This window comes from Hymenobacter nivis (assembly GCF_006439025.1).
GTDB lineage: Bacteria > Bacteroidota > Bacteroidia > Cytophagales > Hymenobacteraceae > Hymenobacter > Hymenobacter nivis_A.
Window position 1 is genome coordinate 251,940 of record NZ_RCYZ01000005.1, and the last position, 23,044, is coordinate 274,983.

General features: G+C 65.7%; 24 protein-coding genes. 14 read left to right on the top strand and 10 right to left on the bottom strand.

The annotated features are described in order from the left end of the window. The first annotated feature begins 233 nt into the window (after positions 1-233). Together EAH73_RS13595 and EAH73_RS13600 are read left to right on the top strand one after the other, a co-directional pair. Positions 234-902, top strand: a complete 669-nt coding sequence (locus EAH73_RS13595; RefSeq protein ID WP_140467421.1) for a response regulator transcription factor — start codon at positions 234-236, stop codon at positions 900-902. 362 nt (positions 903-1,264) lie between these two features. Further along, positions 1,265-1,570, top strand: coding sequence for a hypothetical protein (locus EAH73_RS13600; RefSeq protein ID WP_140467423.1), 306 nt, complete (start codon positions 1,265-1,267; stop codon positions 1,568-1,570). A 53-nt stretch (positions 1,571-1,623) separates the two neighbouring features. On the opposite strand, the gene cdaA is transcribed toward EAH73_RS13600, so the two are convergent. Further along, a complete protein-coding gene (gene cdaA / locus EAH73_RS13605) occupies positions 1,624-2,451 on the bottom strand; it encodes a diadenylate cyclase CdaA (protein WP_140467425.1) in 828 nt (275 codons plus the stop codon). A 152-nt stretch (positions 2,452-2,603) separates the two neighbouring features. After that, a complete protein-coding gene (gene folP, locus EAH73_RS13610) occupies positions 2,604-3,497 on the bottom strand; it encodes a dihydropteroate synthase (RefSeq protein ID WP_140467427.1) in 894 nt (297 codons plus the stop codon). A gap of 128 nt (positions 3,498-3,625) precedes the next feature. Here folP and EAH73_RS13615 point away from each other — a divergent pair, with 128 nt between their 5' ends. Next, complete coding sequence (locus EAH73_RS13615) at positions 3,626-4,162, top strand: DUF1599 domain-containing protein (protein WP_140467429.1); 537 nt, start codon at positions 3,626-3,628, stop codon at positions 4,160-4,162. A 47-nt stretch (positions 4,163-4,209) separates the two neighbouring features. After that, positions 4,210-5,391 carry a BT_3928 family protein gene (locus EAH73_RS13620; RefSeq protein WP_240047246.1) on the top strand — a complete coding sequence of 394 codons (1,182 nt, stop codon included), beginning with the start codon at positions 4,210-4,212 and terminating at the stop codon, positions 5,389-5,391. Here EAH73_RS13620 and EAH73_RS13625 read toward each other — a convergent pair. Then, positions 5,388-6,002 (bottom strand): TylF/MycF/NovP-related O-methyltransferase, encoded by a 615-nt coding sequence (locus tag EAH73_RS13625; protein ID WP_161599551.1) that lies wholly within the window; start codon positions 6,000-6,002, stop codon positions 5,388-5,390. The genes EAH73_RS13620 and EAH73_RS13625 overlap by 4 nt on opposite strands. A gap of 448 nt (positions 6,003-6,450) precedes the next feature. Here EAH73_RS13625 and EAH73_RS13630 point away from each other — a divergent pair, with 448 nt between their 5' ends. The 3 genes from EAH73_RS13630 (at position 6,451) to EAH73_RS13640 (ending at position 8,966) form a co-directional block, all read left to right on the top strand. Then, positions 6,451-7,509, top strand: a complete 1,059-nt coding sequence (locus tag EAH73_RS13630) for an ABC transporter permease (RefSeq protein WP_140467433.1) — start codon at positions 6,451-6,453, stop codon at positions 7,507-7,509. Between the two features lie 218 nt (positions 7,510-7,727). Continuing rightward, positions 7,728-8,258, top strand: a complete 531-nt coding sequence (locus EAH73_RS13635; protein WP_161599552.1) for a shikimate kinase — start codon at positions 7,728-7,730, stop codon at positions 8,256-8,258. A gap of 54 nt (positions 8,259-8,312) precedes the next feature. Then, a complete protein-coding gene (locus EAH73_RS13640; protein ID WP_140467437.1) occupies positions 8,313-8,966 on the top strand; it encodes a sterol desaturase family protein in 654 nt (217 codons plus the stop codon). A gap of 146 nt (positions 8,967-9,112) precedes the next feature. Here EAH73_RS13640 and EAH73_RS13645 read toward each other — a convergent pair whose 3' ends face one another. The 4 genes from EAH73_RS13645 to EAH73_RS13660 form a co-directional block, all read right to left on the bottom strand. Further along, the gene (locus EAH73_RS13645) at positions 9,113-9,295 is read right to left on the bottom strand and encodes a hypothetical protein (protein WP_140467439.1); all 183 of its coding nucleotides are present in this window, start codon (positions 9,293-9,295) and stop codon (positions 9,113-9,115) included. Between the two features lie 117 nt (positions 9,296-9,412). Beyond that, positions 9,413-10,240: a TPM domain-containing protein gene (locus EAH73_RS13650; RefSeq protein ID WP_140467441.1), complete on the bottom strand. Its 828-nt coding sequence runs from the start codon at positions 10,238-10,240 to the stop codon at positions 9,413-9,415. Then, the gene (locus tag EAH73_RS13655) at positions 10,237-10,695 is read right to left on the bottom strand and encodes a TPM domain-containing protein (RefSeq protein WP_140467443.1); all 459 of its coding nucleotides are present in this window, start codon (positions 10,693-10,695) and stop codon (positions 10,237-10,239) included. The genes EAH73_RS13650 and EAH73_RS13655 overlap by 4 nt, the downstream gene beginning before the upstream one ends. Positions 10,696-10,798: 103 nt before the next feature. Beyond that, a complete protein-coding gene (locus tag EAH73_RS13660) occupies positions 10,799-11,377 on the bottom strand; it encodes a LemA family protein (protein WP_140467445.1) in 579 nt (192 codons plus the stop codon). Between the two features lie 206 nt (positions 11,378-11,583). On the opposite strand from EAH73_RS13660, the gene EAH73_RS13665 reads away from it, so the two are divergent. Beyond that, positions 11,584-12,585: a sugar phosphate nucleotidyltransferase gene (locus EAH73_RS13665; RefSeq protein ID WP_140467447.1), complete on the top strand. Its 1,002-nt coding sequence runs from the start codon at positions 11,584-11,586 to the stop codon at positions 12,583-12,585. Between the two features lie 112 nt (positions 12,586-12,697). Then, positions 12,698-13,423 carry a glycosyltransferase family 2 protein gene (locus EAH73_RS13670; protein ID WP_140467449.1) on the top strand — a complete coding sequence of 242 codons (726 nt, stop codon included), beginning with the start codon at positions 12,698-12,700 and terminating at the stop codon, positions 13,421-13,423. Between the two features lie 276 nt (positions 13,424-13,699). On the opposite strand, the gene EAH73_RS13675 is transcribed toward EAH73_RS13670, so the two are convergent. Beyond that, positions 13,700-14,209 (bottom strand): gluconokinase, encoded by a 510-nt coding sequence (locus EAH73_RS13675; protein ID WP_205013006.1) that lies wholly within the window; start codon positions 14,207-14,209, stop codon positions 13,700-13,702. A 109-nt stretch (positions 14,210-14,318) separates the two neighbouring features. On the opposite strand from EAH73_RS13675, the gene EAH73_RS23120 reads away from it, so the two are divergent. From EAH73_RS23120 to EAH73_RS13695, 5 genes are all read left to right on the top strand, one after another. After that, positions 14,319-15,350: a hypothetical protein gene (locus EAH73_RS23120; protein ID WP_161599553.1), complete on the top strand. Its 1,032-nt coding sequence runs from the start codon at positions 14,319-14,321 to the stop codon at positions 15,348-15,350. Positions 15,351-15,540: 190 nt separating this feature from the next. Next, positions 15,541-17,784 (top strand): prolyl oligopeptidase family serine peptidase, encoded by a 2,244-nt coding sequence (locus EAH73_RS13680; protein WP_240047247.1) that lies wholly within the window; start codon positions 15,541-15,543, stop codon positions 17,782-17,784. 103 nt (positions 17,785-17,887) lie between these two features. Then, a complete protein-coding gene (locus tag EAH73_RS13685) occupies positions 17,888-18,118 on the top strand; it encodes a hypothetical protein (RefSeq protein WP_140467451.1) in 231 nt (76 codons plus the stop codon). A gap of 391 nt (positions 18,119-18,509) precedes the next feature. Then, on the top strand, positions 18,510-19,037 hold the full coding sequence (locus tag EAH73_RS13690; protein ID WP_140467453.1) for a GNAT family N-acetyltransferase: 528 nt from the start codon (positions 18,510-18,512) through the stop codon (positions 19,035-19,037). A gap of 66 nt (positions 19,038-19,103) precedes the next feature. After that, positions 19,104-19,664, top strand: a complete 561-nt coding sequence (locus tag EAH73_RS13695) for a serine hydrolase (RefSeq protein WP_140467455.1) — start codon at positions 19,104-19,106, stop codon at positions 19,662-19,664. Positions 19,665-19,844: 180 nt separating this feature from the next. Here the strand turns inward: EAH73_RS13695 and EAH73_RS13705 are convergent, their stop codons facing one another. Both EAH73_RS13705 and EAH73_RS13710 read right to left on the bottom strand, forming a co-directional pair. Then, positions 19,845-20,723, bottom strand: coding sequence for a class I SAM-dependent methyltransferase (locus EAH73_RS13705; protein ID WP_140467457.1), 879 nt, complete (start codon positions 20,721-20,723; stop codon positions 19,845-19,847). 138 nt (positions 20,724-20,861) lie between these two features. Continuing rightward, positions 20,862-23,024, bottom strand: a complete 2,163-nt coding sequence (locus EAH73_RS13710; RefSeq protein WP_140467459.1) for a matrixin family metalloprotease — start codon at positions 23,022-23,024, stop codon at positions 20,862-20,864. Positions 23,025-23,044: the final 20 nt, after the last annotated feature.

Consider the following 23,044-nt stretch of genomic DNA (forward strand, 5'->3'; position numbering starts at 1 on the left):
TGATTGGAGCGGAGCGCAAAGGGCGCGGGAGTACTAACGCAGGGCCCCGCGCAGGGTTGGGCCCCGGGGCAGCAATATCGCCCTGGTACCCAACCAAGCTCAACTATTGTATAGCCAAGAATTCCACTATCTTGGCTAATCCGTTTGCTATTAATAACCAGCACTATGACCACATTTACCCTGCCGGCTAGCCGGCACAGGGCCCCGCGCCCGTTTCTTTTTCACCGGCGGCCATGATCCGCCTGTTTTTAGTCGACGATCATTCCATTGTGCGCACCGGCCTGCGGGCCCTGCTAACCGCCGAGGCCGACCTGCTGGTGGTGGGCGAAGCCAGCCACGGCCAAGAGCTGTTTGAGCGCCTGCCCGCCGCGCCCACCGACGTGGTGCTGCTCGACCTGGCCATGCCCGTGCTCGATGGCCTGGCCACCACCGCCCGCCTGCGCGCCGAGTACCCGGCCCTGCGGGTGCTGGTGCTCACGATGGTAGCCGAGCCCGTGCGCATCGGCGAGCTGTTTGCGGCCGGGGCGCGGGGCTACCTGCTCAAAAGCGCCCGGCAAATGGAACTGCTGACGGCCATCCGGACCGTGGCCGCCGGCGAGCAGTACCTGTGCTCGGAGCTGGGCATGGGGTTGCTGCACCTAGTGCTGGCCGCGGCCCCGGCGGCCCGGAGCCCCGCCGACGCGGCGCGGGCCGCCGCCCGGCGCGCCAGTTCCCTCACCAGCCGCGAGCTGGAGGTGCTCCAGCTGCTGGCCGCCGGCCTCACCACCAACGAAATTGCCGCCAAGCTCTTCACCAGCAAGCGCACCGTCGAAAGCCACCGCCAGCACATTCTGGAAAAAACCCAAACCAAGAACACCGCCGCCCTCATTCACCGGGCCGTAACGGAGGGCCTGCTGGACTGAGTAGGGCCCCGGGCCAGTGGCGGCGGGAACCTCATTTTTTGCAAGGCTAATCAACACTATACCAGGCATTATACGTATAATATTTAAGCTATTCAAGCAACGCCATCCGGCAGATGCATTCCGTATATTCCGCAGGTAAAATCAGTATATTCCTAGATAAAATTATAAAGTTCAGCCAGTAATTTTGCAATATCTTCTTCTCTTCGTGCGTTTGGCAGCCATTGGCAAACGCACGAAGCTTGGTTTGCCGCGTTGCCCTGCCTACCGCGCCAGCCACACCTTACCAAGCCCCGCGGTGCACCCGCGGGGCCCGGCGCTTTCCTCCCATAAGCCCAGCCGTTATGCGTGTTTACCAAGAAGTTTTGCCGAATAGCTGCCTGCTCATTCTCACCGACAGCGACGGCTGGGCGGGCCTCGCGCCCCTGGCCCGCGCCCTGCGCTGGGCCCTGCGCCAGCCCCAGCGCCGCGTGTGGGTCGATTGCAGCAGCCTGGCCGATTTGAGCACCCACGCCCTGTTTTTGCTGCGCCAAGGGGCCGACCGCCTGCGCCAGCGCGGCGGCTGCCTGGTGCTGTGCCACCCGCCGGCCTCGCTCAGCGAGCCGCAGCCCGCAGGGCCACCCCCCGGCTACCAAGTAGCCGCCTCGCTGCTCGACGCCGACCAGGTGTAAACCAGAGATTTAAGTTTCGCGGCCCGGGCTATGGGCCGGCATTGGGGCCCCGGCTAGGTAGCCGTGGCTACGGCCACGGGCTGGCCGGCGGGGCTGCTGTCCACGCCCAGCCACTCGCCGAGGCGGGCGGCCAGGGCGGGCGCAGCCAGGCCACGGAACACCTCACCGCGGCGCACCAGGCTCATTTGGCCGGTTTCCTCGCTCACCACCAGCACGATGGCATCGGTGATTTCGGTGAGGCCGATGGCGGCGCGGTGGCGCAGGCCCAGGGCGGCGGGCACGTCGGGGTTGTCGCTCACGGGCAAGATGCAGCGAGCGGCTTGCAGGCGGCCGTTGGTCACGATCACGGCCCCGTCGTGCAAGGGGCTGGTTTTGTTGAAGATGGTGAGCAGCAGGCGCTTGCTCACCTCGGCGTCGAGGCAGTCGCCCGATTCGGCGTAGGCGCTCAGGTCGGAGGCCTGGCTGAAGCAGATGAGGGCCCCGGTGTACTTGGTGCTCAGGCTTTTGGCGGCTTCCACAAAGGGCTCGACGGCCAGCGGGGCAGTGGCGTTGGAGCCCCAGCGCCAGCGCCGCACCCGCTCAAAAGCCGTGGCCTGCCCCACCGTCAGCAAAAACCGCCGGATTTCCTGCTGGAACAGGATGATGGTGGCCAGCACGCCCACGCTCATGAATTCGCCCAGGATGGTGGTGAGCACTTCCAGGCCCAAGGCCTTCACCACCAAGTACAAGAGGTAGAGCGAGGCCCAGCCCACGGCCACGCTCAGGGCCACCGAGCCGCGCAGCAGCTTGTAGAGCTGGTAGAAGAGCACGGCCACCAGCAGCACATCGGCCGCGTCGGTCCAGCCGAAACGCAAAAAGTCGATGGGGAACGGGCCGGACACGGGCGGAGCGCTAGGGGGTGGGAAGAATGGCGGGGCCCCGCCAGGGCCCCGGGGCTCGGCAAAGACTCCAAAAACCGCCGCTGCGTTGCGAAGAACGCAATTTTTTACCAGCAAACCGCGCCCAAAATGCAAAAATTGACCTTTCTCAGTCCTCAGTCGGCGTCTTCTGCCTTGAAGATATTCAAATAGAGCTGGATTACCTGCGTGGCCTCGGCCGCGTCGTGCACGCGCAGCAGGCGGGCCCCGCCCTGCAGGGCCAGCACGTGCAGGGCCGTGGTGCCGTTGAGGGCCGCCTCGGGCGTGAGGCCCAGGGGCCCGTACACCATTTTCTTGCGTGAGAGGCCGGCCAGCACGGGCCGCCCCAGGGCCCCCAGCTCGGGCAGGCGGCGCAATAGCTCGTGGCTCTGGGCGGCGGTTTTGGCGAAGCCGAAGCCCGGGTCGAGCACCACGTCGTGGGCCCCGGCGGCGCGCAAGGCGGCCAGCCCGTCGCGGAAAAACCGGAGCAGCGTGAGCACCAGGTCGTCGTCGTAATCGGTCAGTTGGCTCATCGTCTGCGGGTTGCCGCGCATGTGCATCAGCACGTAGGGCACGCGCAGGCGGCCCACGGTGGCAAACATGTCGTCATCGAGCGTGCCGCCGCCCACGTCGTTCACCAAGTCGGCGCCGGCGTGCACGGCGGCCTCGGCCACGGCCGCCCGGAAGGTATCGACCGAGATAAACGCCTCCGGAAACTCGCGGCGCAGGGCCCCCAGGGCGGGCAGCAGGCGGGCCAGCTCCTCGGCCACGGGCACGTCGGCGGCCCCGGGGCGGGTGCTGTAGGCGCCCACGTCGAGCACGGTGGCGCCGGCCGCGAGCAGGGCCCCGGCGCGGGCCACCACATCGGCCGCGGCGGCCACCCGGCTCCCGGCAAAAAACGAGTCGGGCGTGACGTTCAGAATGCCCATCACCCGCGGCCGGCGCAGGTCGAGCAGGCGGCCGTGGGGGCTGAGGAGGGTTTCGGGGGTAGTAGGGTGGGCGGGTACGAGGGTAGGCGGGTGGATGGGCATGGCGCTGAGCGAGCGGGGAAGGGCTCAATATCCGCCAGCGGTGGCGAACTTGCGGCGGGGATGGGAATTGGCCAACGGCCCGCCCCCCCGACCCGCCTACCCCCACACCATCCTACCCTGCCCACCCCTTGACCGCCACCCCCGCGCACTACGACCAGCTGCTGGCGCGCTGCCGCCAGCTGTTCCTGGCCAAAACCCACGACTACGGCACGGCCTGGCGCATCCTGCGCCTGCCATCCGTCACGGACCAGATTTTCATTAAGGCCAACCGCATCCGTACCATCCAGGAGGTTGGCAACCAGCAAGTTGAAGACAGCGTAGATGAGGAGTTTGTGGCCATCGTCAACTACTGCCTCATTGCCCTGATGCAGCTGCACCTGCCCGCCGACACGCCCCTCGACATGGGCCCCGACGCCGTGGCCGCCGCCTACGACCACGAAGCCGCCGAAAACCGCCGCCTGCTGCTGGCCAAAAACCACGACTACGGCGAGGCTTGGCGCCAGATGCGCGTGACCAGCATCACGGACCTTATTTTGATGAAGTTGCACCGCGTGAAGCAATTGGAGAACCTCGGCGGCGCGGCCCAGGTTTCGGAAGGCGTGGAGGGCAGCTACCGCGACATGCTGAACTACGCCGTATTCGCCTTGATTTTGGGCGGGGCTTAGCCCGGGGCCCCGGGGCCCGCCCACCGTTTCCTTACCGACTTTTCGCCATGCCCATTCCTGCCCCCCACGCCTCGGCCGCCAGCGTGCCGCCCCTGCCCCCGCCGATGGCCCCGCCCCGGCCGCTGCGCTACTTCACCCGCGTGTGCTGGGTGGCGCTGGGGGCCCTGTTTGTGTTTTCGGGGCTGATCAAGCTCAACGACCCGGTGGGCACGGCCTACAAGCTGGAGGAATATTTCGAGGTTTTTGCCAAGGATTTCAGCCCGTTTTTTCTGCAATTTAAGGACGCGGCCCGATTCCTGTCCATCTTCCTCAGCTCGCTGGAAGTAATCCTGGGTGTGGCCGTACTGCTGCGCTGGTTCCTGCGCAAAACGCTGTGGGTGCTGCTGGCGCTGCTGGTGTTTTTCGGGTTTCTGACGTTCTATTCGGCCGCCTTTAATAAGGTGACGGACTGCGGCTGCTTCGGTGACTTCCTTAAGCTCACGCCTTGGGCCTCGTTTACCAAAGACTTGGTGCTGTTGGGCTTGTGGGCCGTGGTGTTTTGGAACCAGCGGTTTTTGCGGCGCACCTTCGCCCCCGGCACCACCGGCCTGATGATGATGACCGTGGCCACCGCCCTGGCCGTGGGCATCGGCATGCGGGCCCTGGGCCACCAACCGTATTTCGATTTCCTGCCCTATAAGGTGGGCAATAGCATTCCGCAGCTGATGAAGGCCCCCGAGGCGGCCCGCTACCGCTACACGTTCACGCGCAACGGCGAAACCAAGGAGTTCGACGCCTTTCCGACCGACTCGACCTGGAAGTACCAGGCCATGACGGTGCTCAACCCAGAACAGTCGCGCCCCGTCATCACCGACTTTGCGGTGTACGACCTGGAGGGCAACGACGTGACCAAGCAAATACTGACCGGCAACAAGCTGATTCTCATCGTGCAGAACAGCAACAAGGCCGACCGCGACCGGTTCCTGCCCATCAACGCGCTGCTGACGGCGGCCGAAAAATCGCGCAAGCACATCGACGTGCTGGCCATCACGAGCACCAGCCCGGCCAAGTTTGACGCCTTCCGCCACGACGTGAACCTGGCCGTGCCCTACTACACCGCCGATGCCACCGTGCTCAAGTCGATGGTGCGCTCCAACCCCGGGCTGATGGTGCTCAAGAACGGTAAAATCCTGGCCAAGTACCATTACCACGACGTGCCGAACCTGTACGAAGTGGAGAAATTGTATTAGCCTGGGGCCCCGGCCTTTCTGAAAAACCCGTGCGAATAGTGGTTGCCGTAGAGCGACACCATCTGCTCGGGCTTCGTGGCCAGGAATTCGTCGCAAGCCATCTTCACGCCTGGGTTGGCATCGTAGCCCGTGCCGGGGGCGGTGCGGTCGTGGTAGTCCATCAGCACGCACACCGCCCCGACGCTCATTTTTGGGTAAACTTCCTCCAGGCAGTATTGCACCACGCTTTTGTGCTGCTGGGCGTCGCCCCCGAAGCCGCAGTCGATGTGCACGAAGGCAATTTGCCCGGGCAGCTGCGTGGGCAGCGTATCCTGGAAATAGCCCTTATGCAGCACTGGCAAGGGCAAGCCCTCTTCCTTGAAATTCCGCTTTAGCTCCTCTTCCACGCTGCCCTTGAGCGTAAATTGGGTTTCGAAGCTGTCGAATAAGTGCAGGGTTTTATCGGCCTGGTACAATTGCACCACCCGCTGAAACAACAACGCGCACTGCCCGGTGAAGCACCCCAGTTCGACGACGTCGCCCCGCACCTGGTGGGCAATAACGGCATCTAGCAGATGGAAATAGTTGATGCGCTGCTCCACCGTGGTCATGTCCACCACGGGGTTGGGCAAGGGCCGGGCGTAGCAACCCAGCCGAAGGGTCTTCAGGCTTTTGTTGAGCAGGGCCGCTACTAACGTTTTTTTCTTTGACGCGCTCGGCTGTTCGGATATAAAAAAATTGTTCATCGATGGACGGCCCAATGCCGCAGTTTATAGGGAAATTGATAGGTAATTTTATGTTTATTCCGGCCCGTTTTATATAAATAACGGCCCATAGTAATCTGGATAAGTGAATATACTGGGGGCCACCAGTTGCAGCCTTGAGGCCGGTTTGCCGGGGCTTTTGGCGCGGCGTGGGGCCATAGTCGACGGCGGCTTGGCAACGGAGCGCCGCACCGGGCTACAGTGCCGTGCGCACTGGCACCAGCGCCACGCTGGGTAGCAGCCACCAAAGGGCATTTTTTGCACCTTTGCAGCGCGCCGCCGCCTATGGTCCGCCCACGCTTCCACCGCCAAGTACATGCTCACCTTCTTCCTCCGCCGCCTGGGCCAGGGCCTACTCGTGCTGGTGGGCGTGGCGTGCACGGTCTTTTTCCTGTTTAATGTGCTGCCCGGCGACCCCGCCGCCCTGCTGGCTGGCCAGCGCACCGACCTGGCCACCAAGGCCGCCATCAACGCCGACCTGGGCCTCGACCAGCCGCTGCCCCGCCGCCTGGTGGGCTACCTCAACGACGTGTCGCCGCTGGGCTTGCACCCGCGCGACTCGGCCGGGCGCGCCCGCTACGGAGGCCTCACGGTGCTGCCGCTGGGGCCCCAGGCGCTGGTGCTGAAGGTGCCTTATCTGCGGCGCTCGTTCCAGAGCAACAAGGACGTGCTCAGCATCTTGCTCGATTATTTCCCCGGCACGCTGTGGCTGGCGCTGGCGGCCATGCTCATTGCCAGCGTCATCGGCGTAGCCCTGGGCGTGCTGGCGGCCCTGCGGCCCCAGTCGGCGCTGGACAGGGCCCTGGTCACGGTTTCGGTGCTGGGCATTTCGGTGCCCTCGTTCGTGGCCGCCATCGTCATCGCTGTCACATTTGGCTTTTACTGGAGCCACTGGACAGGCCTGAGCCTAACGGGCCAGCTCTTTGAAACCGACCCCTTTACGGGCGTGCGGCACCTAGTGCTGCGCAACCTGCTGCTGCCGGCCGTGGCGCTGGGCGTGCGCCCGCTGGCGGTCATCACCCAGCTCACGCGCTCGAGCATGCTCGACGTGCTGGGGCAGGACTACATCCGCACGGCGCGGGCCAAGGGCCTGAGCTACCGCGCCACCGTGCTGCGCCACGCCCTGCGCAACGCCCTGAACCCGGTGGTCACGGCCGTGTCGGGCTGGCTGGCCTCGCTGATGGCGGGCGCGTTCTTCATCGAGTACATCTTCAACTGGAAGGGACTGGGCACCATTACGTTACGAGCCGTAGAAAACCTCGATTTCCCGGTCGTGATGGGCGCCACGCTGTTCGTAGCGGCCCTGTTTGTGCTCATCAACATTGCCGTGGACGTGCTCTACGCCGTGCTCGACCCGCGGGTGAAAATCAGTTAGCAGTAAACATCTAACAGTGAACCGTTAGCGGGGCAGAATAGGGCCCCCAGGGCGTCATGCAGAGCGCAGTGAAGCATCTTTGCCGCGGCAGTAACTCAGTCGATTGGGTTAGTTGCGCAGGGAAGTTGCTTCGCTGCGCCCTGCATCACGCCCTGGGGGCCCTGTTCTGCCCGTTAACTGCTCATTGCCAACTATTCACTGATAACTGCTCCCTAGAAATGCACCTCTCTTTACTTGGCATGCCCGGCTCGGGCAAAAGCACGCTGGGCCGGGCGCTGGCCCAGCACTTCAACTGGCAGTTTCTGGACCTGGACGCCGAGATTGTGGCGCGCGCGGGCCAGGCCATTCCGGCCATTTTTGCCGCGCACGGCGAGGCCCATTTTCGGCAATTGGAGGCCGAGGTGCTGCGGGACGTGGTGGCCCGCCCGGGGCCCCTGGTACTGGCCACGGGCGGCGGCACGCCCTGCTTCCACGACAACATCAACGCGCTAAACGCCAGCACTTTTACGCTGTGGCTGGACGTGCCGCTGGCCGTGCTGGCGCGGCGCATGGAGCGCGGCGGCGCGGCGCGGCGGCCGCTGCTGGCGGGCGCGGGGCCCCAACTGAGCACGGCGCTGGCCGAAACCCTGGCGGCCCGCCAGCAGTTTTATAGCCAGGCCCGCCTGCGCCTTGCGGAAACCCGCGCGCCGCTGGCGGCGTTGTTGCCGGCGTTGGCCCACGCCGGCTTCCCGGCTGGGGCCCCTGTTTAAATCGGGGGCCGTAAATTTGTGGGCCGAAGTGTTCGCGTACTTTATCAATAGCTTATGCAATCTGCACCCGCAGCCCCCACCCCCGCCGCAGCCCCCCGGCCCAAGCACAAAGGGTCGGCCCAGCTTTTCGAAAACCCGCTGCTTGAGCGGCTCTCGCACACCCACATTGCCTGGCCGGTGGGCATTTTTGCCGCCACCACCCTGCTGAGCCTATACTACGGCTTCACCCACGGCTTCCTGTCGGGGCTTTCGGCGCTGGGGCTATTTTTGGGCGGGCTGCTGCTGTTCACATTCGTCGAGTATGCGGTGCACCGCTACCTCTACCACCTGCCGGCCACCACGCCGCGCAAGGCCAAGTTTCAGTACACGATGCACGGCGTGCACCACGAGTTCCCGAAGGACAAGACGCGGCTGGCCATGCCGCCCATCGTCACGGTGTTCGTGGCGTCGCTGCTGTTCTTCATTTTCCGGCTGGTGTTTGGCAGCTGGGCATTCGGCATTCTGGCCGGCTTCACGTTTGGCTACGCCTCGTACCTGTTTGTGCATTACGCCATTCACGCGTATTCGCCGCCCAAAAACTTCCTGAAAGTGTGGTGGACGCACCACAGCCAGCACCACTACCGGCAAGACGAAGTGGCGTTTGGCGTGAGCAGCACCCTTTGGGACCACGTTATCGGCACCATGCCCAAAGCCCGCCAGGGCGAATAAGGCCCCCAGCCCAGCCACAAAAAAGCGGCGCTCCCCACGTGGGGAGCGCCGCTTTTTTGTGGGCTTTGATCAGCTATCGGTTACTCGCTGCTAGTTGTCAGGATGCATAACTAGCAGCGAGTAACCGATAGCTACCAACTAAAAAGCTATGAATTGCTGCCGCCGCTCATTTTGCTGATAAATAAGATGATTAGGGCAATGACGAGCACCACGCCAATGATGCCCGTATAGGCCCCAGCTTTGAAGATGCCAGCGACGGCGTCGCAGCTGCTCAGCGAAAAGGTGAGGACGCCAAGCAATAGGAACAGGGAAAACCGAAGGGAACGCATGGCGTTGAGGGATGGGAAGTAAGGGAAGGTTAGGGTATCTTGCTCGGCATGATACTACTACCGCCACCAAAAGGTTGAGCTTATCGAGTGCCCTACCAGTTGAGCTTATCGGGGGCCCTACCAGCTGCCGCTGGCGCCGCCCCCGCCGCTATCGCCGCCCCCGAACCCGCCGAACCCGCCGCCGCTACCCCCGCCACCGCCGCCAAAACCGCCGCCGCCACCAAAGCCGCCCAGGCCCCCAAACAGAATGGGCCCGAAGCCGCCGCTGCGCCCGCCGCGGCCACCCCCGCCCCCGCCGCCGCGGCGGCTGATTTGAATGAAGATGAAGATGGCAATCAGGATGACGATAATTAGGCCGAAGCCAGGGCCCCCGCCGCCCTGGCCGCGGTCCTGCGCCGCGGCCGGGTCGGCCTTGTACTCGCCGCGGGCCAGGGCAATGAGCTGGTCGGTGCCGCGGTCGAGGCCGGCGTAGTACTGGTCTTGCTTAAAGGCCGGCACCAACGTGTTGCTGATGATGCGCTTGGCCAGGGCGTCGGGCACGGCCCCTTCCAGGCCCCGCCCGGTTTGGATGCGGGCGGCGTGCTCCTGCTGCGCCACCAGCACCAGAATACCGTTGTTCTTGCCCTTTTGGCCAATGCCCCAGGCGCGGTACAGCTGCTGGGCATAGTCGGCAATCTCATTACCGCCCAGGTTGGGCACGGTCACGACGGCGATTTGCGACGAAGTGCTGTCGTTGTAGGCCACCAGCTTTTGCTCCAGGGCATCGGCCTCCTGGGGCTGCATGAGGTGGGCCAGGTCGTTCACGAGGCGCGGCGGGTTGGGGCGCGGGGGCAGGCCCTGGGCCAGGGCCCCGGCGGTGGCCAGCACGGCCAGCAGCAGCCCGGCCAGCGCCTGGCGCAGCCAGGGCCGCGCCGCGGCTACCCGCAAGCGGAGGGCCCGGCTCATGGGCGGGGCGACGGCTCATCGCCGCCAATAGATATGCTGTCGTCCAGCTCGTTCTGGTCGGTGGCCGCGTCGTAGGGGAAGTAGCGCTTGAGCTGCTCGCCCACCTGGCGAATACCGTGTTCGAGGCCAGCCACGTACTTCTCCTGCCGAAAATCGCGCAGCACCGCCTCCTTGGTTTCCTCCCAAAAATCGTCGGGCACCACCGAGTTGATGCCCACGTCGCCGGCAATAGCGAACTGGCGGCTGGTCCAGGCCATGTAAAACAGCACGCCGTTGCGCTGGGCGGTGCGGTGCATGCCCAGCTCGCTGAATACCTGCGCCGCCCGGTCGAGGGGCTCGGGCGTAGGGCAGGCGTCCTCCAGGTGCACCCGGATTTCGCCCGACGTGGTGACCTCCGCCTGGCGGATGGCCGCCACCAGGGCCGCGTCCTGGGCGGGGGTGAGGGGAGATTTCATAGCTTATCAGTTAACAATTAACAGTGAGCAGTGAACAGTTGGCAAGCGGACAATGGTGCTGCCCGGCCTGCAAACTGTTCACTGCTCACTGTTCACTGATAATTTAGAACTGTACCGTGGGGGCCTTGCTGGCGGCGGCGTCGGCCTCGAAGTAGGGCTTCTCCTTGAAGCCGAACATATTGGCAAACAGGTTATTGGGGAACGAGCGGGTGAACGTGTTGTAATCGGTCGTGGCGGTGTTGAAGTCGTTGCGTGCCACGTTGATGCGGTTTTCAGTGCCCTCAATCTGGGCTTGCAGCTCCTGGAAGTTGGCGTTGGCCTTCAGCTCGGGATAATTTTCCGACACGGCCAGCAGGCGGCCCAGGCCGGAGGAGAGCTGGCTTTGAGCAGCCTGGAATTTCTGGATGTTTTCGGGCGTCAGCTGGTCGGCGTTAAGTTGCACGCTGGTGGCCTTGGCGCGGGCTTCGATGACGCCCTCAAGGGTCGATTTCTCGAAGTTGGCGGCGCCCTTCACGGTGTTCACCAAGTTGGGAATCAGGTCGGAGCGGCGCTGGTAGGCGCTCTGCACACCGGCCCACTTGTTTTTCACTTCCTGGTCGCGGGTGACCATGCCGTTGTAGCCGCACGACGATTGCGAAAGCAGGATGATGAAGCCGGCAAAGTAGAGGAGGAGGCGTTTCATGGGGAAAGAGGGTAAGGTGAAAGAGGGTGAAGACGAAGAAAAACGGCGCGGGGGCCCCGAACCAATGGGGCCCCGGCCGGTTTGAGGCCAGCGGCTGGGCCGCATACGCAACCGTAGCCCGGCGGTTGTTTGCCGGCCGCGGCCGTACTTGCGGGCCGGTGAAGCTGCAAGTACGGCCGGTTTCCTCATTTTTACTTTTCCCCGCTGTGAAAGCCATCATTCCCGTTGCCGGCATTGGCTCGCGCCTGCGCCCCCACACCCACACCCAGCCCAAGAGCCTGGTGCCGGTGGCCGGCAACACCATCCTGGGCCACATCATCGACCGCCTGATGGCCGCCGGCCTCACCGAGTTCGTGTTTGTGGTGGGCTACCTCGGCGATAAAGTGGTGAGCTACGTGCGCCGCCGCTACCCCGACCTGAACGCAACCTTCGTGCTGCAAGAGCCCCGCGAGGGCCTGGGCCACGCCCTGTGGCTGGCGCGCGACACGTTCCGGCACGACCCCGACGGGGTGCTGATTTTGCTCGGCGACACCATTGTGGACGTGGACCTGCCCGCCCTGCTGGCCACGCCCGGCACGGTGCTGGCCGTGAAGGAAGTGAAAACGCCCTCGCTCTTCGGCCTCGTGGAAACGGGCCCCGGCGGCCGCGTGCGCAAGGTGGTGGAGAAGCCCACCATTCCCAAGTCCAACTTTGCCCTGGTGGGCCTCTACAAGCTGGCCGATGCCGAGCGCCTGGCCCAGGCCCTGGAGTGGCTCATTGCCAGCAACGTGCGCACCCACGGCGAGTTCCAGCTCACCGATGCGCTGATGCACCTCATCGAGCAGGGCGAGGACATGACCACCGCCGCCGTGGATAACTGGTTTGACTGCGGCCGCAAGGACACGCTGCTCGAAGCCAACGCCCGCCTGCTCAACCGGCCCGAGTTCCTGGAGCCGCGCGAGTACCCCGATTTTGTGGGCACGGTCATCATCCCGCCCGTGAGCATCGGGCCGGGCTGCCGCATCGAAAACTCCATCATCGGGCCCAACGTGGCCATCGGCGACAAAACCATCGTCGAGCATACCATCCTCAGCAACTCCATCATCGGCTCGTACTCCGAGCTGCGCTCGGCCGTGATGCACGACTGCATTGTGGGCTCCGACGCCTCGTTCCGGGGCCTCAACCACAGCCTCAACATCGGCGACAATACCGAGATTGACTACAGCTAGGGCCCCCGGGGCCCTGGGGGCCCTTGGCCGCCGCAGGATTTTTCCTTGATCTTTGTGGGCCCGAACCAACGTGGGGAGCCGCCGGCCGTGGCTCCCGCAAGCCCCGCCCTCCTTGGTCAAATTCGACACGCTTTCCATCGTGGTGCCCGTCTACAACGAGGCCCGCACCATTCACCAAATCCTGGACTTGCTGCGCGAGTTGCAGCTCCTCAACGGCATTGGCAAGGAGATTATCCTGGTCGACGACTGCTCGACCGACGACTCGGCGGCCACCGTGGCGGCCTACGCGGCGCGCTACCCCGGCCTGGACCTGCGCCTGCTCGCCCACCCCACCAACCGGGGCAAGGGCGCGGCCCTGCGCACGGGCCTGCGGGCGGCTACCGGCGACTACGTTATCGTGCAGGACGCCGACCTGGAGTACGACCCCGAAGAGTATAACCTGCTGATCAGGCCCATTTTGAAGGGCTTTGCCGACGTCGTGTTCGGCTCGCGCTTCATGGGCGGCAACCCCCACCGCATCCTGTTCTTCTGGCACAGCATCGGCAACTACTGGCTCACGGTGCTCTCCAACATGACCACCGACCTGAACCTGACCGACATGGAAACGTGCTACAAGCTGTTCCGGCGCGACATCATCCAGGGCCTCGACCTGAAAGAAAACCGCTTCGGCTTCGAGCCCGAGGTAACGGCCAAGGTGGCCCGCGTGCCCGGCGTGCGCATCTACGAAGTGGGCATCAGCTACTACGGCCGCACCTACGCTGAGGGCAAAAAGATCGGCTGGCGCGACGGGTTCCGGGCCCTCTACTGCATCGTGAAGTACGGCCTGCTGCGGGCCTAGGGCCCCCAGGGGCGGGGTTGGGCCATTAGCTATCGGCTGATGGCTAATATTCTTACTGACAGCGATTTACTTTATAATCAAGAGCCGTTTGGTTTAGCAGGTGATGGCTGTAGCGGCGCATCTTTGCGCCTTCTCGCTCAGCGATAACCGCCTGGCGGGAGACGCAAGCAAGCCGATGAATAGCCCCGGAGGGGCGGCCAGTGCGTACGCCGGTCGCAATGCAAATTATTGCCATTAAGCACCTTAACTATCAGTCATCAACTAGTGGCTCAGTGCTTAAGTGGCGGCCGGCAGCAAATGCAGCCGCGTCACCACCTGGTCGACCAGGGTTTCGGGCGGGGCGTCGTCGGTGAGGTGCAGGCCGTAGGTGGGCTTTTCGAGCGTGTCGAGCTGCGAGCCGAGCATGTCGGCCTTCATGTAGTGGCCCTGGCGGTGCTCGAGGCGGGCGCGCAGCACCGCGGGGTCGGTGTCGAGAAACACCCAGCTGAGGGGGGCCCCGGCGCCGGCTTGCAGAGTTTGGCGGTAGCTTTCCTTGAGGGCCGAGCAGGCCAGCACGGCCCCGCCGGCCGTGCGCCACTCGCCCAGGCCGGCGGCCAGGGTGGCCAGCCAGCCGGCGCGGTCGTCGTCGGTGAGGGGGTGGCCAGCGGCCATCTTGGCCACGTTGGCGGCGGAGTGGAAATCGTCGCCTTCGTGGAACGGCAGGCCCAGGCGAGCGGCCAGCAGCTGGCCCACGGTGGTTTTGCCGCTGCCCGAAACGCCCATGACAATGATGAGGGGTGGGTTCATGGGCGTCAATAACGCCGCGAACCGGGCTGGGGTTGGCGCGCCGGATGGATTTGGGCCCCGGGGCCCCGGGCGGGCGTAATTTGCGGGCCCTACTCGTCGTTTGCTCCGCATGATGTTCCGCCACCTTTCGCGCCTGCTGGCTTTGCCGCTGGGCCTCCTGCTTGCCGCCCGGCCCGCGCCGGCCCAAACGCCCCTCGGCCAGCCCTCGCTCGACGAAGCCAAGGTGCAGATCTGGTGCGCCACGGCCCGCTTCGTGTACGACGACGCCGGCCGGCCCAGCCTCAAAAGCACCGTGCGCTGCGCCGGCGCCGACCTGCCCGCCCTGGCCGCCAGCCTGCGGCCCGACAGCCTGCGCGTGTACTCCGTGCTCTACCAGCCCATTGAGGGCCGGGGCGCTATCTACCAGGGCAAGAAGGGCACGCCGGCCCAGCTGGGGGCCCTGGTGAAGGCCATTGTGCAAAAGCTGAAGGCCTCCCCCGCCCGCCGCCGCGACCCCGCCCGCCTGGCGCGCCTGCAAGCCCTCGAAACGGCTCTGGCCAACTACGTGGACCACGGCACGCCCCCCGGCGACGTGCCCGCCGCCATGGTGCCCGCCGCCCCCGATACCACCGCCACTGCCGGCGGCCTGGGCCCCGCCGAAGCCGCCGAGGCCCAAGCCGTGCGCGACGCCAACCCGGGGGCCATGCTGCCGCCCGGCGCGGCCGCCCCGTCCGATACGGCCGACCTGCTCGACCGCTTTGCCGCGCCGCTGGCCCTCATCTTGGGCATTCTCGGCCTGGTGCTGTACGTCATGCTGCGCATCAGCCTGGGGCAGTGGCGGCGGCAGCAGCGGCGCGAAACCCTGAGCGCCACCCACGCCGCCGCCGGCGCCAAAACCGCCGCCGAGCAAGCCACCGCCGCCGTGGCCGACGCCGCCGCCCGCGTGAAGCGCGCCGAAGCCCTGGTGCTGACCGCCGGGGCCCCCAGCGAAAGCCCCGCCCCACCCGCTGCCCCCACCCAACTCACCCCCGCCCAGCGCCTGGAGGTGGAGCGCCTCGTGAGCCAGCGCGTGGACGAGGAAATGGCCTGGCTCCGCGCCCAGCTGCCCGAGCTGCTGGCCAACGCCGCCGGGGCCCCACCCACACCGGACGCGGCGGAGTAGCTGGACGGTTACGCAGACTGCTGGTTTTCTGGGCGCGGCCGGCTCACCGCTTAGTAGCGCGCGGAAAACCATTGCTGGGTTCCCAGCGATTACTCAAGTAGTCTGCGGTATAGAGGCCGCCCGGTGCGAGCGGGGCAGCACTATTCTATATTTGAAAAATACTACCGCGCTCCAGCCTTTTTCTCCCCGTATGAACACTGCCCACAAGCTGGCCCTGCTGGGGCTGCTGGTGGCCCCGGCCGCCTGCCGGGCCACCTCGCCGCCCCGCAACACGCTGCCCAACCACCAGGCCCTCACCGAAATGACGGTGCCCGAGCCCGGTGAGCCCACTCACGCCAAGCGCCCCCAATACGTGCCCCCCATCGCCCCCAACCCGCCCTTGAAATACCCCGCTGCCCGCCGAACCGACCAGGTGGACGACTACTTCGGCACCAAAGTACCCGACCCTTACCGCTGGCTCGAAAGCCTCGACTCGCCCGAAACCAAGGCCTGGGTGACGGCCGAAAACGAGGTGACCTTCGGCTACCTCGGCCAAATTCCGTTCCGCGACAAAATCCGCGACCGGCTCACCAAGCTCTGGAACTACGAGCGCTACGGCGTGCCCGAGCAGGTGGGCGAGCGCTTGGTGTTCAGCAAAAACGACGGCCTGCAAAACCAGGCCGTGGTGTACGTGCAAACCGGCGCCGGCGAGCCCCAGGTATTGCTCGACCCCAACAAGTTCTCGGCCGACGGCACCACGGCGCTGGCGGGCACGGCCTTCAGCAACGACCACCGCTACCTGGCCTACGCCACCAGCGGCGGCGGCTCGGACTGGCATAAGGTGAAAATCCTGGACCTGACGACCAACAAAACCCTGCCCGAAACCCTCGATTGGGTAAAGGTATCGGGCACGTCGTGGGTGAAAAACGGCTTTTACTACAGCCGCTACGACGCCCCCAAGGCCGGCGAAAACGGCCTGGCCGGCAAAAACGAGTTCCACAAGGTGTACTTCCACCAGCTGAACACGCCCCAGAGCGCCGACAAGCTGGTGTACGAGGACAAAAAGATGGTGCTGGGCTTCCGCATGGCCGACGCCACGGAGGACGAGCGCTTCCTGACCCTCTCGCTCACCGATGGCAAGGCCGACGGCAACCGCCTGCTGGTGCGCGACCTGCGCGACCCCAAGCAGGCCGCTAGCTGGGCCACGCTCATCAGCTCCTATACCTTTCAGAACCACGTAATTGGCAACGTGGGCGGCGAGGTGCTGGTGTACACCAACTACAAGGCCCCCCGCTTCCGGGTGGTGGCCATCGACCCCAAGAAGCCCGCGGAGGCCGGCTGGCGCACCGTGCTGCCCGAGGCCAAAGACAAGCTCGAAGGCATCAGCCAAGTGGGCGGGCACCTGGTGGCCACGTACTTGCACGACGCCAGCTCGCAGGTGAAGGTGTACGACGAGGCCGGCAAGTTCCAGCACGACGTGGCGCTGCCCGCCATCGGCACGGCCAGCGGCTTCGGCGGCCGACGCACCGACAAGGCTGTTTACTACGCCTTTACGTCGTTCACGTACCCGACCACCATTTACAAGTACGACCTGGCCACCAACACCAGCACCGTGTTTAGGGCCCCCACCGTGGACGTGAACCCGGACGACTACCTGACTACCCAAATCTTCTACGCCAGCAAGGACGGCACGAAGATTCCGATGTTCATCATCCACAAAAAAGGCGTGAAGCTGGACGGGAAAAACCCGACCTACCTCTACGCCTACGGGGGTTTCAACGTCTCGCTCACGCCGGGCTTTTCGGTGGCGCGCATGCTGTGGCTGGAAAACGGCGGCGTGCTGGCCATCCCCAACCTGCGCGGCGGCGGCGAGTACGGCGAGGCCTGGCACCAGGCCGGCATGACGCCCCGCAAGCAGAACGTGTTCGACGACTTCATCGCTGCCGCGGAGTACCTAAAAGTGAGCCAATACACTGACTACGAGCACCTGGCCATTGCCGGCGGCTCGAACGGCGGCCTGCTGGTGGGCGCCACCATGACGCAGCGCCCCGACCTGTGCAAGGTGGCCCTGCCCGCCGTGGGCGTGATGGACATGCTGCGCTACCAGGACTTCACCATCGGCTGGAACTGGGCCCCGGAGTACGGCACCAGCAAGGACGCTGCGCAGTTCACCAACCTCTACAAGTTCTCGCCCCTGCACAACCTGAAGCCGGCCGCCTACCCGGCCACGATGGTGACCACCGCCGACCACGACGACCGCGTAGTGCCGGCCCACTCCTTCAAGTTTGCCGCCGCCCTGCAAGCCGCCAACACGGGCCCCAACCCCACCCTGATTCGGGTGGACGTGAACGCCGGCCACGGCGCGGGCAAGAGCACCAAGCTCCAGATTCAGGAATGGGCCGACGTGTGGAGCTTCTGCTTCGCCAACATGAACGTGACGCCCAACGTGAAATAAGTTGGGCCCCGGGGCCCCACCGGCCCAGCCGATTACGTAAGCAAGCGCGCCGCCGCCCGGCAACCGTGCGTAACTTGCGGCCCCAAACTGCTCATCTCCTTACATGAAAAAGCTGCTGTTCCCCGGCCTGCTGGCCGCCGCCCTGGTTTCGCTCTCGCTCACCTCCTGCGGCTCGTCGGCCGACCCCATCGACGACGACGCCAACGTGACGGCCCTACCCCCGCTGCCCCCGGCCCCCGACTCGACCAAGGGCGCCAAGCAGCCCGACGCCCTGCGCGAGCTGAACTCGGTGAACGCCACCCAGGACATTAAGAAGATGCAGCCGCAGATGTAATCCCTTCTTTATCAGTTGCCAATGAGCAGTGCCCAATGCCGTCGAACGGTGTTGCGCACTGCTCATTTTTGTTACCCCTATTGGCCGGGGTAGCTTGGGAGCAGAAACAGCCGGGCTCCGCTAGCATCCGCGCAGCGTGGCAGCTTTCGCACGCAACCAATTACTTTGGCAGTGGCCTAAAACCGGGGGTGGTCCAGCAACTTTTACAGTTGTTGGGCCACTCTGACAATTGCACAGGGGCCCGAGCTGTCATTAAGAGTTGCCCAACGACTGAAAAAGTCGCCGGACCAGGATGCCAGTAGTTACTTGCGCAGTAGAGATGCTTCGACAAGCTCAGCATGACCGCCTTGCAATCCCTGCTCACTGATAACTGCTAACTGCTACCCGCCTCATGCCCGATTTCCCCGTTCTCCGCCGCGGCACTGCCGCCGATTTGCCCCAGGTGCTGGCCCTGATCCAAGAGCTGGCCGTGTACGAAAAAGCACCCGACGCCGTGACCAACACCCTGGCCGCCATGCAGCGCGACGGGTTTGGGCCCCAGCCCATCTTCGGGTTTTTTGTACTCGAAAACATTGAACAACAGCTCATTGGCCTGGCCCTGTATTACACTGCCTACTCCACCTGGAAGGGCCGGATGCTGTACCTGGAGGACCTGGTGGTTACCGAAGCCGCCCGCCGCGGCGGCCTGGGCCGGCTGCTCTTCGACGCCGTGGTGGCCGAGGCCCGCGCCACCGGGGCCCACCGCATGAAGTGGCAGGTGCTGGACTGGAACGAACCGGCCATCGGCTTCTACCGAAAGCTGGGGGCCCAGATTGAAACCGAGTGGCTAAACGGCAACCTCGACGCCGCCCAGCTGGCCGCCTACGCCGTGGGGCCCGCGGCGCAGGCGGCGGCCGCCAGCGCCGCGCCCAGCTTCTAGCGCCGGGGCCCTGCCTTGAGGAGCTAGCAGCTTGGCTGCCAACCCTTCACCTCCTCGCTCCGACCTATGAACCGACCCGGTATGCTCCGTTGGGTGCTGGCCAAGGGCTACGGCGTGCGCTCCATCGCCACCAAAGCGCTGGTGGACGCCAACACACTGTTCGGCATCGTCTCGAACACCAAGGCCTTCACCACGGCGGCGCTGGGCCTGCTCGTGGACGAGGGCAAGCTGCGCTGGGACGACAAGGTGACGGACTACATCCCCGAGTTTAAGCTCTACGACCCCTACGCGACGGCCGCCTTCACGGCCGTCAACAACTCCATTGAAGACCAATACCTGGGCCTGCCCGCCCACGACCCGGTGGCGGAAATGGTGGAGCGCATGAAAGGCTACGGTGGCGGTTACGACCGCGACCTGGCCACCGCCATGCAGCAGGTAGCCCTGGCCCAAAAGGCCGCCCCCAAGCGCCCCGACTACAAGCCCTACCTCGGCCGCTACCACGACGCCTGGTTTTGCGACGTAACCCTCGCCGCCCAGGGGCCCCAGCTGTGGCTGCGCGATGCCCGCTCGCCGCGCCTGGTGGGCCGGCTGCTGCCCTACCGCGGCACCACCTACCTGGTGCGCTAGCGGGGCCGCAGCTTCCACGCCGACGCCTTCGTCACCTTCGCCCTCGACGAAAAAGGCCAGGCCACCGGCCTGAAAATAAAGCCCGTATCGGAGGAAACCGATTTCAGCTACGACTTCCAGGATCTGGACTTGCAGCGCGTGCCGTAGGGCCCCGGGCGGCGCGGCCGGGGGCCCTGCGGCTTAGTTAAAAATCTTCGGGGCGGGCGCGGTTACGTCCGTGTCGAGCTTGCCCGACAGGCCCGCGATGACCTCGGCGGCCTCGGCCCGCTTCTCAAATTCCAGGATGAGGTGGCCGCCGAGCAGCACGTTCAGGTTGCCGTTGATTTGGGCCAGCTCGTCGTACACCCCGGCGCGCCGGGCCGACGGCTGCTCGCGCCGCAGGCCCCGCCGCCGGGCAAACCAGCCGAACAGCTTGATCCAGGGGTAGTACAGGGGCAGCAGGGCCAGCGAGGTATAATTTACCCGGCTGGGGTGCACTTCCACGAGGCCCATTCCCGAGAGCTCGGCCAGCACCCGCTGCCGGGTGATGTTGGCGAAGAAAATATGGCCGAGGTACACGTCGTTGATGGACTTAGCATTTTCGGCGGCCCACACCGAATCTATCTCGTTGGGGGGCATGATGCGGTAGGTTTCGCTCTCCAGCAGGGAGTAGCTGGCGCGGGTGCGCAGGTTGGAGTAGTTGGGGGTGGTGATGATGGCCCGGCCGCCCGGCCGCAAGATGCGGTTCAGCTCCTGAAACAGGTGCAACTGGTTGGGCATGTGCTCGATGCCCTCCTGGCAAATTACCCAGTCGAAGCTGGCGGGTGCGAAGGGCAGCGTTTCGTTCAGGTTACCTTTCACGCACGGAATAGCAGGGTAGCGGAAGATTTCCGGGTACAGGTCGGCGCCCGTCACCCGGGCCCCCAGGCCGGTCAGGAAGTGGGCCGTGTCGCCGTAGCCGGCGGGCAGGTCCAGCACGTCCTTGCCCGCCAAATCCGCTTTCCGGCGGCGCAGCAGCGCGTAGAAAATATCCTTGATGTTTTTACTTCCGAAGAAAGCCGGCGGTGAAAATGCAATCATGCGGCGAAGTTATACCTTCCGGCACGGCACGGCACGGCACGGCACGGCACGGCACAAAAAATTGATAATTAATTAATTATCAAAAGCGCTTTTGGATACTGGTCGGGCAAAAGCCATTTTTAGCCCCCCGTCGGCCTCCTACAAGCGCAGGAACTTGCGGCTCTGGGAGCGGCCGTTTTCGTCCTGCCAGCGGAAGAGGTAGAAGCCCGGCGGCAGGGCCCCCACGTCGAAGGTGAGCACGTTGAGGCCGGGCTGCACGGCGGCGGCGGCCAGGCGGTAGCGCCGGCCCAGTTCGTCGTAGATGCTGTAAACCAGCGATGTGGCACCGCCCGCAGCTGGGTACTGGAGGCTGAGCCGCGTGCCAGTGACGGGGTTAGGGAACAGGTCGGCCACCGGGGCGGCGGCGGGGGCCACGGGCAGGGGCGCGGCGTAGTCGCGGGTGCCGTCGGGGCGCAGCAGGGCCAGGCGGTAGTACACGAGGCGGGCGGCGGGCTGGGCATCAGTTACCTGGTAATTGCCGCCGGGGGCCCCCAGCGCCACGGTGGCCACGGGCAGCCAGCCGGCAGTGGCCGCGGCGGTGTCGAGGCCGGCGCTGCGCTCCACCACGAAGCCCGCGAGGAAGCACTCGGCCTGGGTGGCCCAGCGCAGCACGGGCCCCGGGGCCCCGGCCTCCACGGCGGCGCTGAGGGCCGTGAGCGGGGCCGGCAGCAGCGCCGGCCCGCCGCAGCCGCGGTTGCGGAAGCTGCGGGTGCGCAGCACCAGCCGGCCGCCGGCCACGTCGCTTTCAGCGGATAGGCGGCGCGAGTTTTGGCCCCGCGACACGGCGTAGTGCATGATGGCCCCCGGCCGAATGAGGTGCGCCAGCTGTTGGGCGTGACCTAGCTCGTGTACCGCTACCGTTTCAAAATCAATGCTTAAGCCCAGGGCCAGCGCCGGCCCAAACTGAAACACCGCCGCGGTGCTGAACTGCATGTCCACCTCGCCCACGTAAAAAATCACCGAGCGGTCGGCCGCGAAGCAGCCTTGGTAGTAGCTGGTGGTGCGGCCCAGCACACCGGCCGGCAGCGCGGTGCTGGCCAGGTCGAAGGCCACGGTGCTCTGGCCGTCGCTGGCGATGTCGTTGGTGGGGGCGGCGTCGCCCAGGGCCCAGTTCATGCCCGTTTGGCAGCGCCAGCTGGCCAGGGCCCGCTGCCAGGCCGCGCTGGCGGCGGCGTTGTCGGCGAAGTTGGGGGCGAAGTGGAAGGTGATGCCGCCCAGTCCGTTGGTGGCCACGTGGTTGGGGCGCTGCACGGTGGGCTGGGCGTCGGTGCTTTTTACGTTGCTGAGGGCGTACACCACCGTGAGCAGCTGGGGGCTGGCCCCCACCGTGCCGCCGTCGGGCGTGACGCGCACCAGGCCCGAGCCCGCCGGGTGCCCGCCCACCCCCGTCGACGGCACCCGCACCTGGATGGCCCCGTCGGCCCAGGCCAGGTAGTCGGCGGCCAGCGGCTGCTCGAAGGTGCGCCCGCCGTCGTCGGCGTTGGCAAATTCCACGAAGCCCGCGCCCCGCGCCTCCCCAAACCCGCTGCCCCGGATAGTGAGCACCGCCCCGGTGCCGGCCGTGAGCTGCGCCGGCTGGATGCCCGAAATGGTGGCCACCGCGGTGCCCTTGGCCGCGGCCAGCCGGCGCGCTTGGGCTACGGCCAGCGCAGGGTTGGGCTGCAAGGCGCGGCGCGTTTGGGCCCCCTGCGGGTCAAGGGCTTGGTAGAACGCAGCGTCGATGGCCGGGTAGGCGCGCACCGGGTCGGCCGCCGTGGCGTGGGCCAGGTCGTAGGCCACGAAGCCCTGGGCGCTGCCGTAAGCCGCATAGGCGGGTCCCGTCAGGCCCAGCCCAGGCCACGGCGCGGGCGCCAGAAACAGCACGCCCTGCTGGCCAGGCGCCAGGCGCAGCGTGTTGGTAAGTACTTGCTGATTAAGCCCTAGCTGGCCGCCCTCGGTAACGACCACCAGGCCAACGGTGTCGGCGGCGCTGCCTTTTAATAGACTAAAAACCCGCAGCCGGTGCCGGGTGAAGAGGTGGCGGTGACCGGCATCCCAGAAGCTTTGCGCATCCAGCACTTGGGCCTCGGCGATGAGCGGGGCCCCGGCAGCCCGGGCGGCGGGCGCCAACGGCACCAAGCCGCAGGCCACTTCGGCAGCGGCGGGGCCTTGGGCGGCGGCAGGGGCCCCGGGGCCCTGGGCGGCGGCAGGCCCAGCCAGGGCCCCTGCGGCCAGCGCCAGTAGCGCCGCCCAGCGGCAAGCATTCGTAAAAGGAAGCGGCATAGACGGCGGCGCGGGGGTGG

Excerpts from the sequence above, each read along its gene's own strand:
- EAH73_RS13595 (WP_140467421.1), top strand. The coding sequence starts at position 234 with ATGATCCGCCTGTTTTTAGTCGACGATCATTCCATTGTGCGCACCGGC.
- folP (WP_140467427.1), bottom strand. The coding sequence starts at position 3,497 with ATGCCCATCCACCCGCCTACCCTCGTACCCGCCCACCCTACTACCCCC.
- EAH73_RS13620 (WP_240047246.1), top strand. The coding sequence starts at position 4,210 with ATGCCCATTCCTGCCCCCCACGCCTCGGCCGCCAGCGTGCCGCCCCTG.
- EAH73_RS13630 (WP_140467433.1), top strand. The coding sequence starts at position 6,451 with ATGCTCACCTTCTTCCTCCGCCGCCTGGGCCAGGGCCTACTCGTGCTG.
- EAH73_RS13635 (WP_161599552.1), top strand. The coding sequence starts at position 7,728 with ATGCACCTCTCTTTACTTGGCATGCCCGGCTCGGGCAAAAGCACGCTG.
- EAH73_RS13640 (WP_140467437.1), top strand. The coding sequence starts at position 8,313 with ATGCAATCTGCACCCGCAGCCCCCACCCCCGCCGCAGCCCCCCGGCCC.
- EAH73_RS13645 (WP_140467439.1), bottom strand. The coding sequence starts at position 9,295 with ATGCGTTCCCTTCGGTTTTCCCTGTTCCTATTGCTTGGCGTCCTCACC.
- EAH73_RS13650 (WP_140467441.1), bottom strand. The coding sequence starts at position 10,240 with ATGAGCCGGGCCCTCCGCTTGCGGGTAGCCGCGGCGCGGCCCTGGCTG.
- EAH73_RS13655 (WP_140467443.1), bottom strand. The coding sequence starts at position 10,695 with ATGAAATCTCCCCTCACCCCCGCCCAGGACGCGGCCCTGGTGGCGGCC.
- EAH73_RS13660 (WP_140467445.1), bottom strand. The coding sequence starts at position 11,377 with ATGAAACGCCTCCTCCTCTACTTTGCCGGCTTCATCATCCTGCTTTCG.
- EAH73_RS13675 (WP_205013006.1), bottom strand. The coding sequence starts at position 14,209 with ATGAACCCACCCCTCATCATTGTCATGGGCGTTTCGGGCAGCGGCAAA.
- EAH73_RS23120 (WP_161599553.1), top strand. The coding sequence starts at position 14,319 with ATGATGTTCCGCCACCTTTCGCGCCTGCTGGCTTTGCCGCTGGGCCTC.
- EAH73_RS13680 (WP_240047247.1), top strand. The coding sequence starts at position 15,541 with ATGAACACTGCCCACAAGCTGGCCCTGCTGGGGCTGCTGGTGGCCCCG.
- EAH73_RS13685 (WP_140467451.1), top strand. The coding sequence starts at position 17,888 with ATGAAAAAGCTGCTGTTCCCCGGCCTGCTGGCCGCCGCCCTGGTTTCG.
- EAH73_RS13690 (WP_140467453.1), top strand. The coding sequence starts at position 18,510 with ATGCCCGATTTCCCCGTTCTCCGCCGCGGCACTGCCGCCGATTTGCCC.
- EAH73_RS13695 (WP_140467455.1), top strand. The coding sequence starts at position 19,104 with ATGAACCGACCCGGTATGCTCCGTTGGGTGCTGGCCAAGGGCTACGGC.
- EAH73_RS13705 (WP_140467457.1), bottom strand. The coding sequence starts at position 20,723 with ATGATTGCATTTTCACCGCCGGCTTTCTTCGGAAGTAAAAACATCAAG.
- EAH73_RS13710 (WP_140467459.1), bottom strand. The coding sequence starts at position 23,024 with ATGCCGCTTCCTTTTACGAATGCTTGCCGCTGGGCGGCGCTACTGGCG.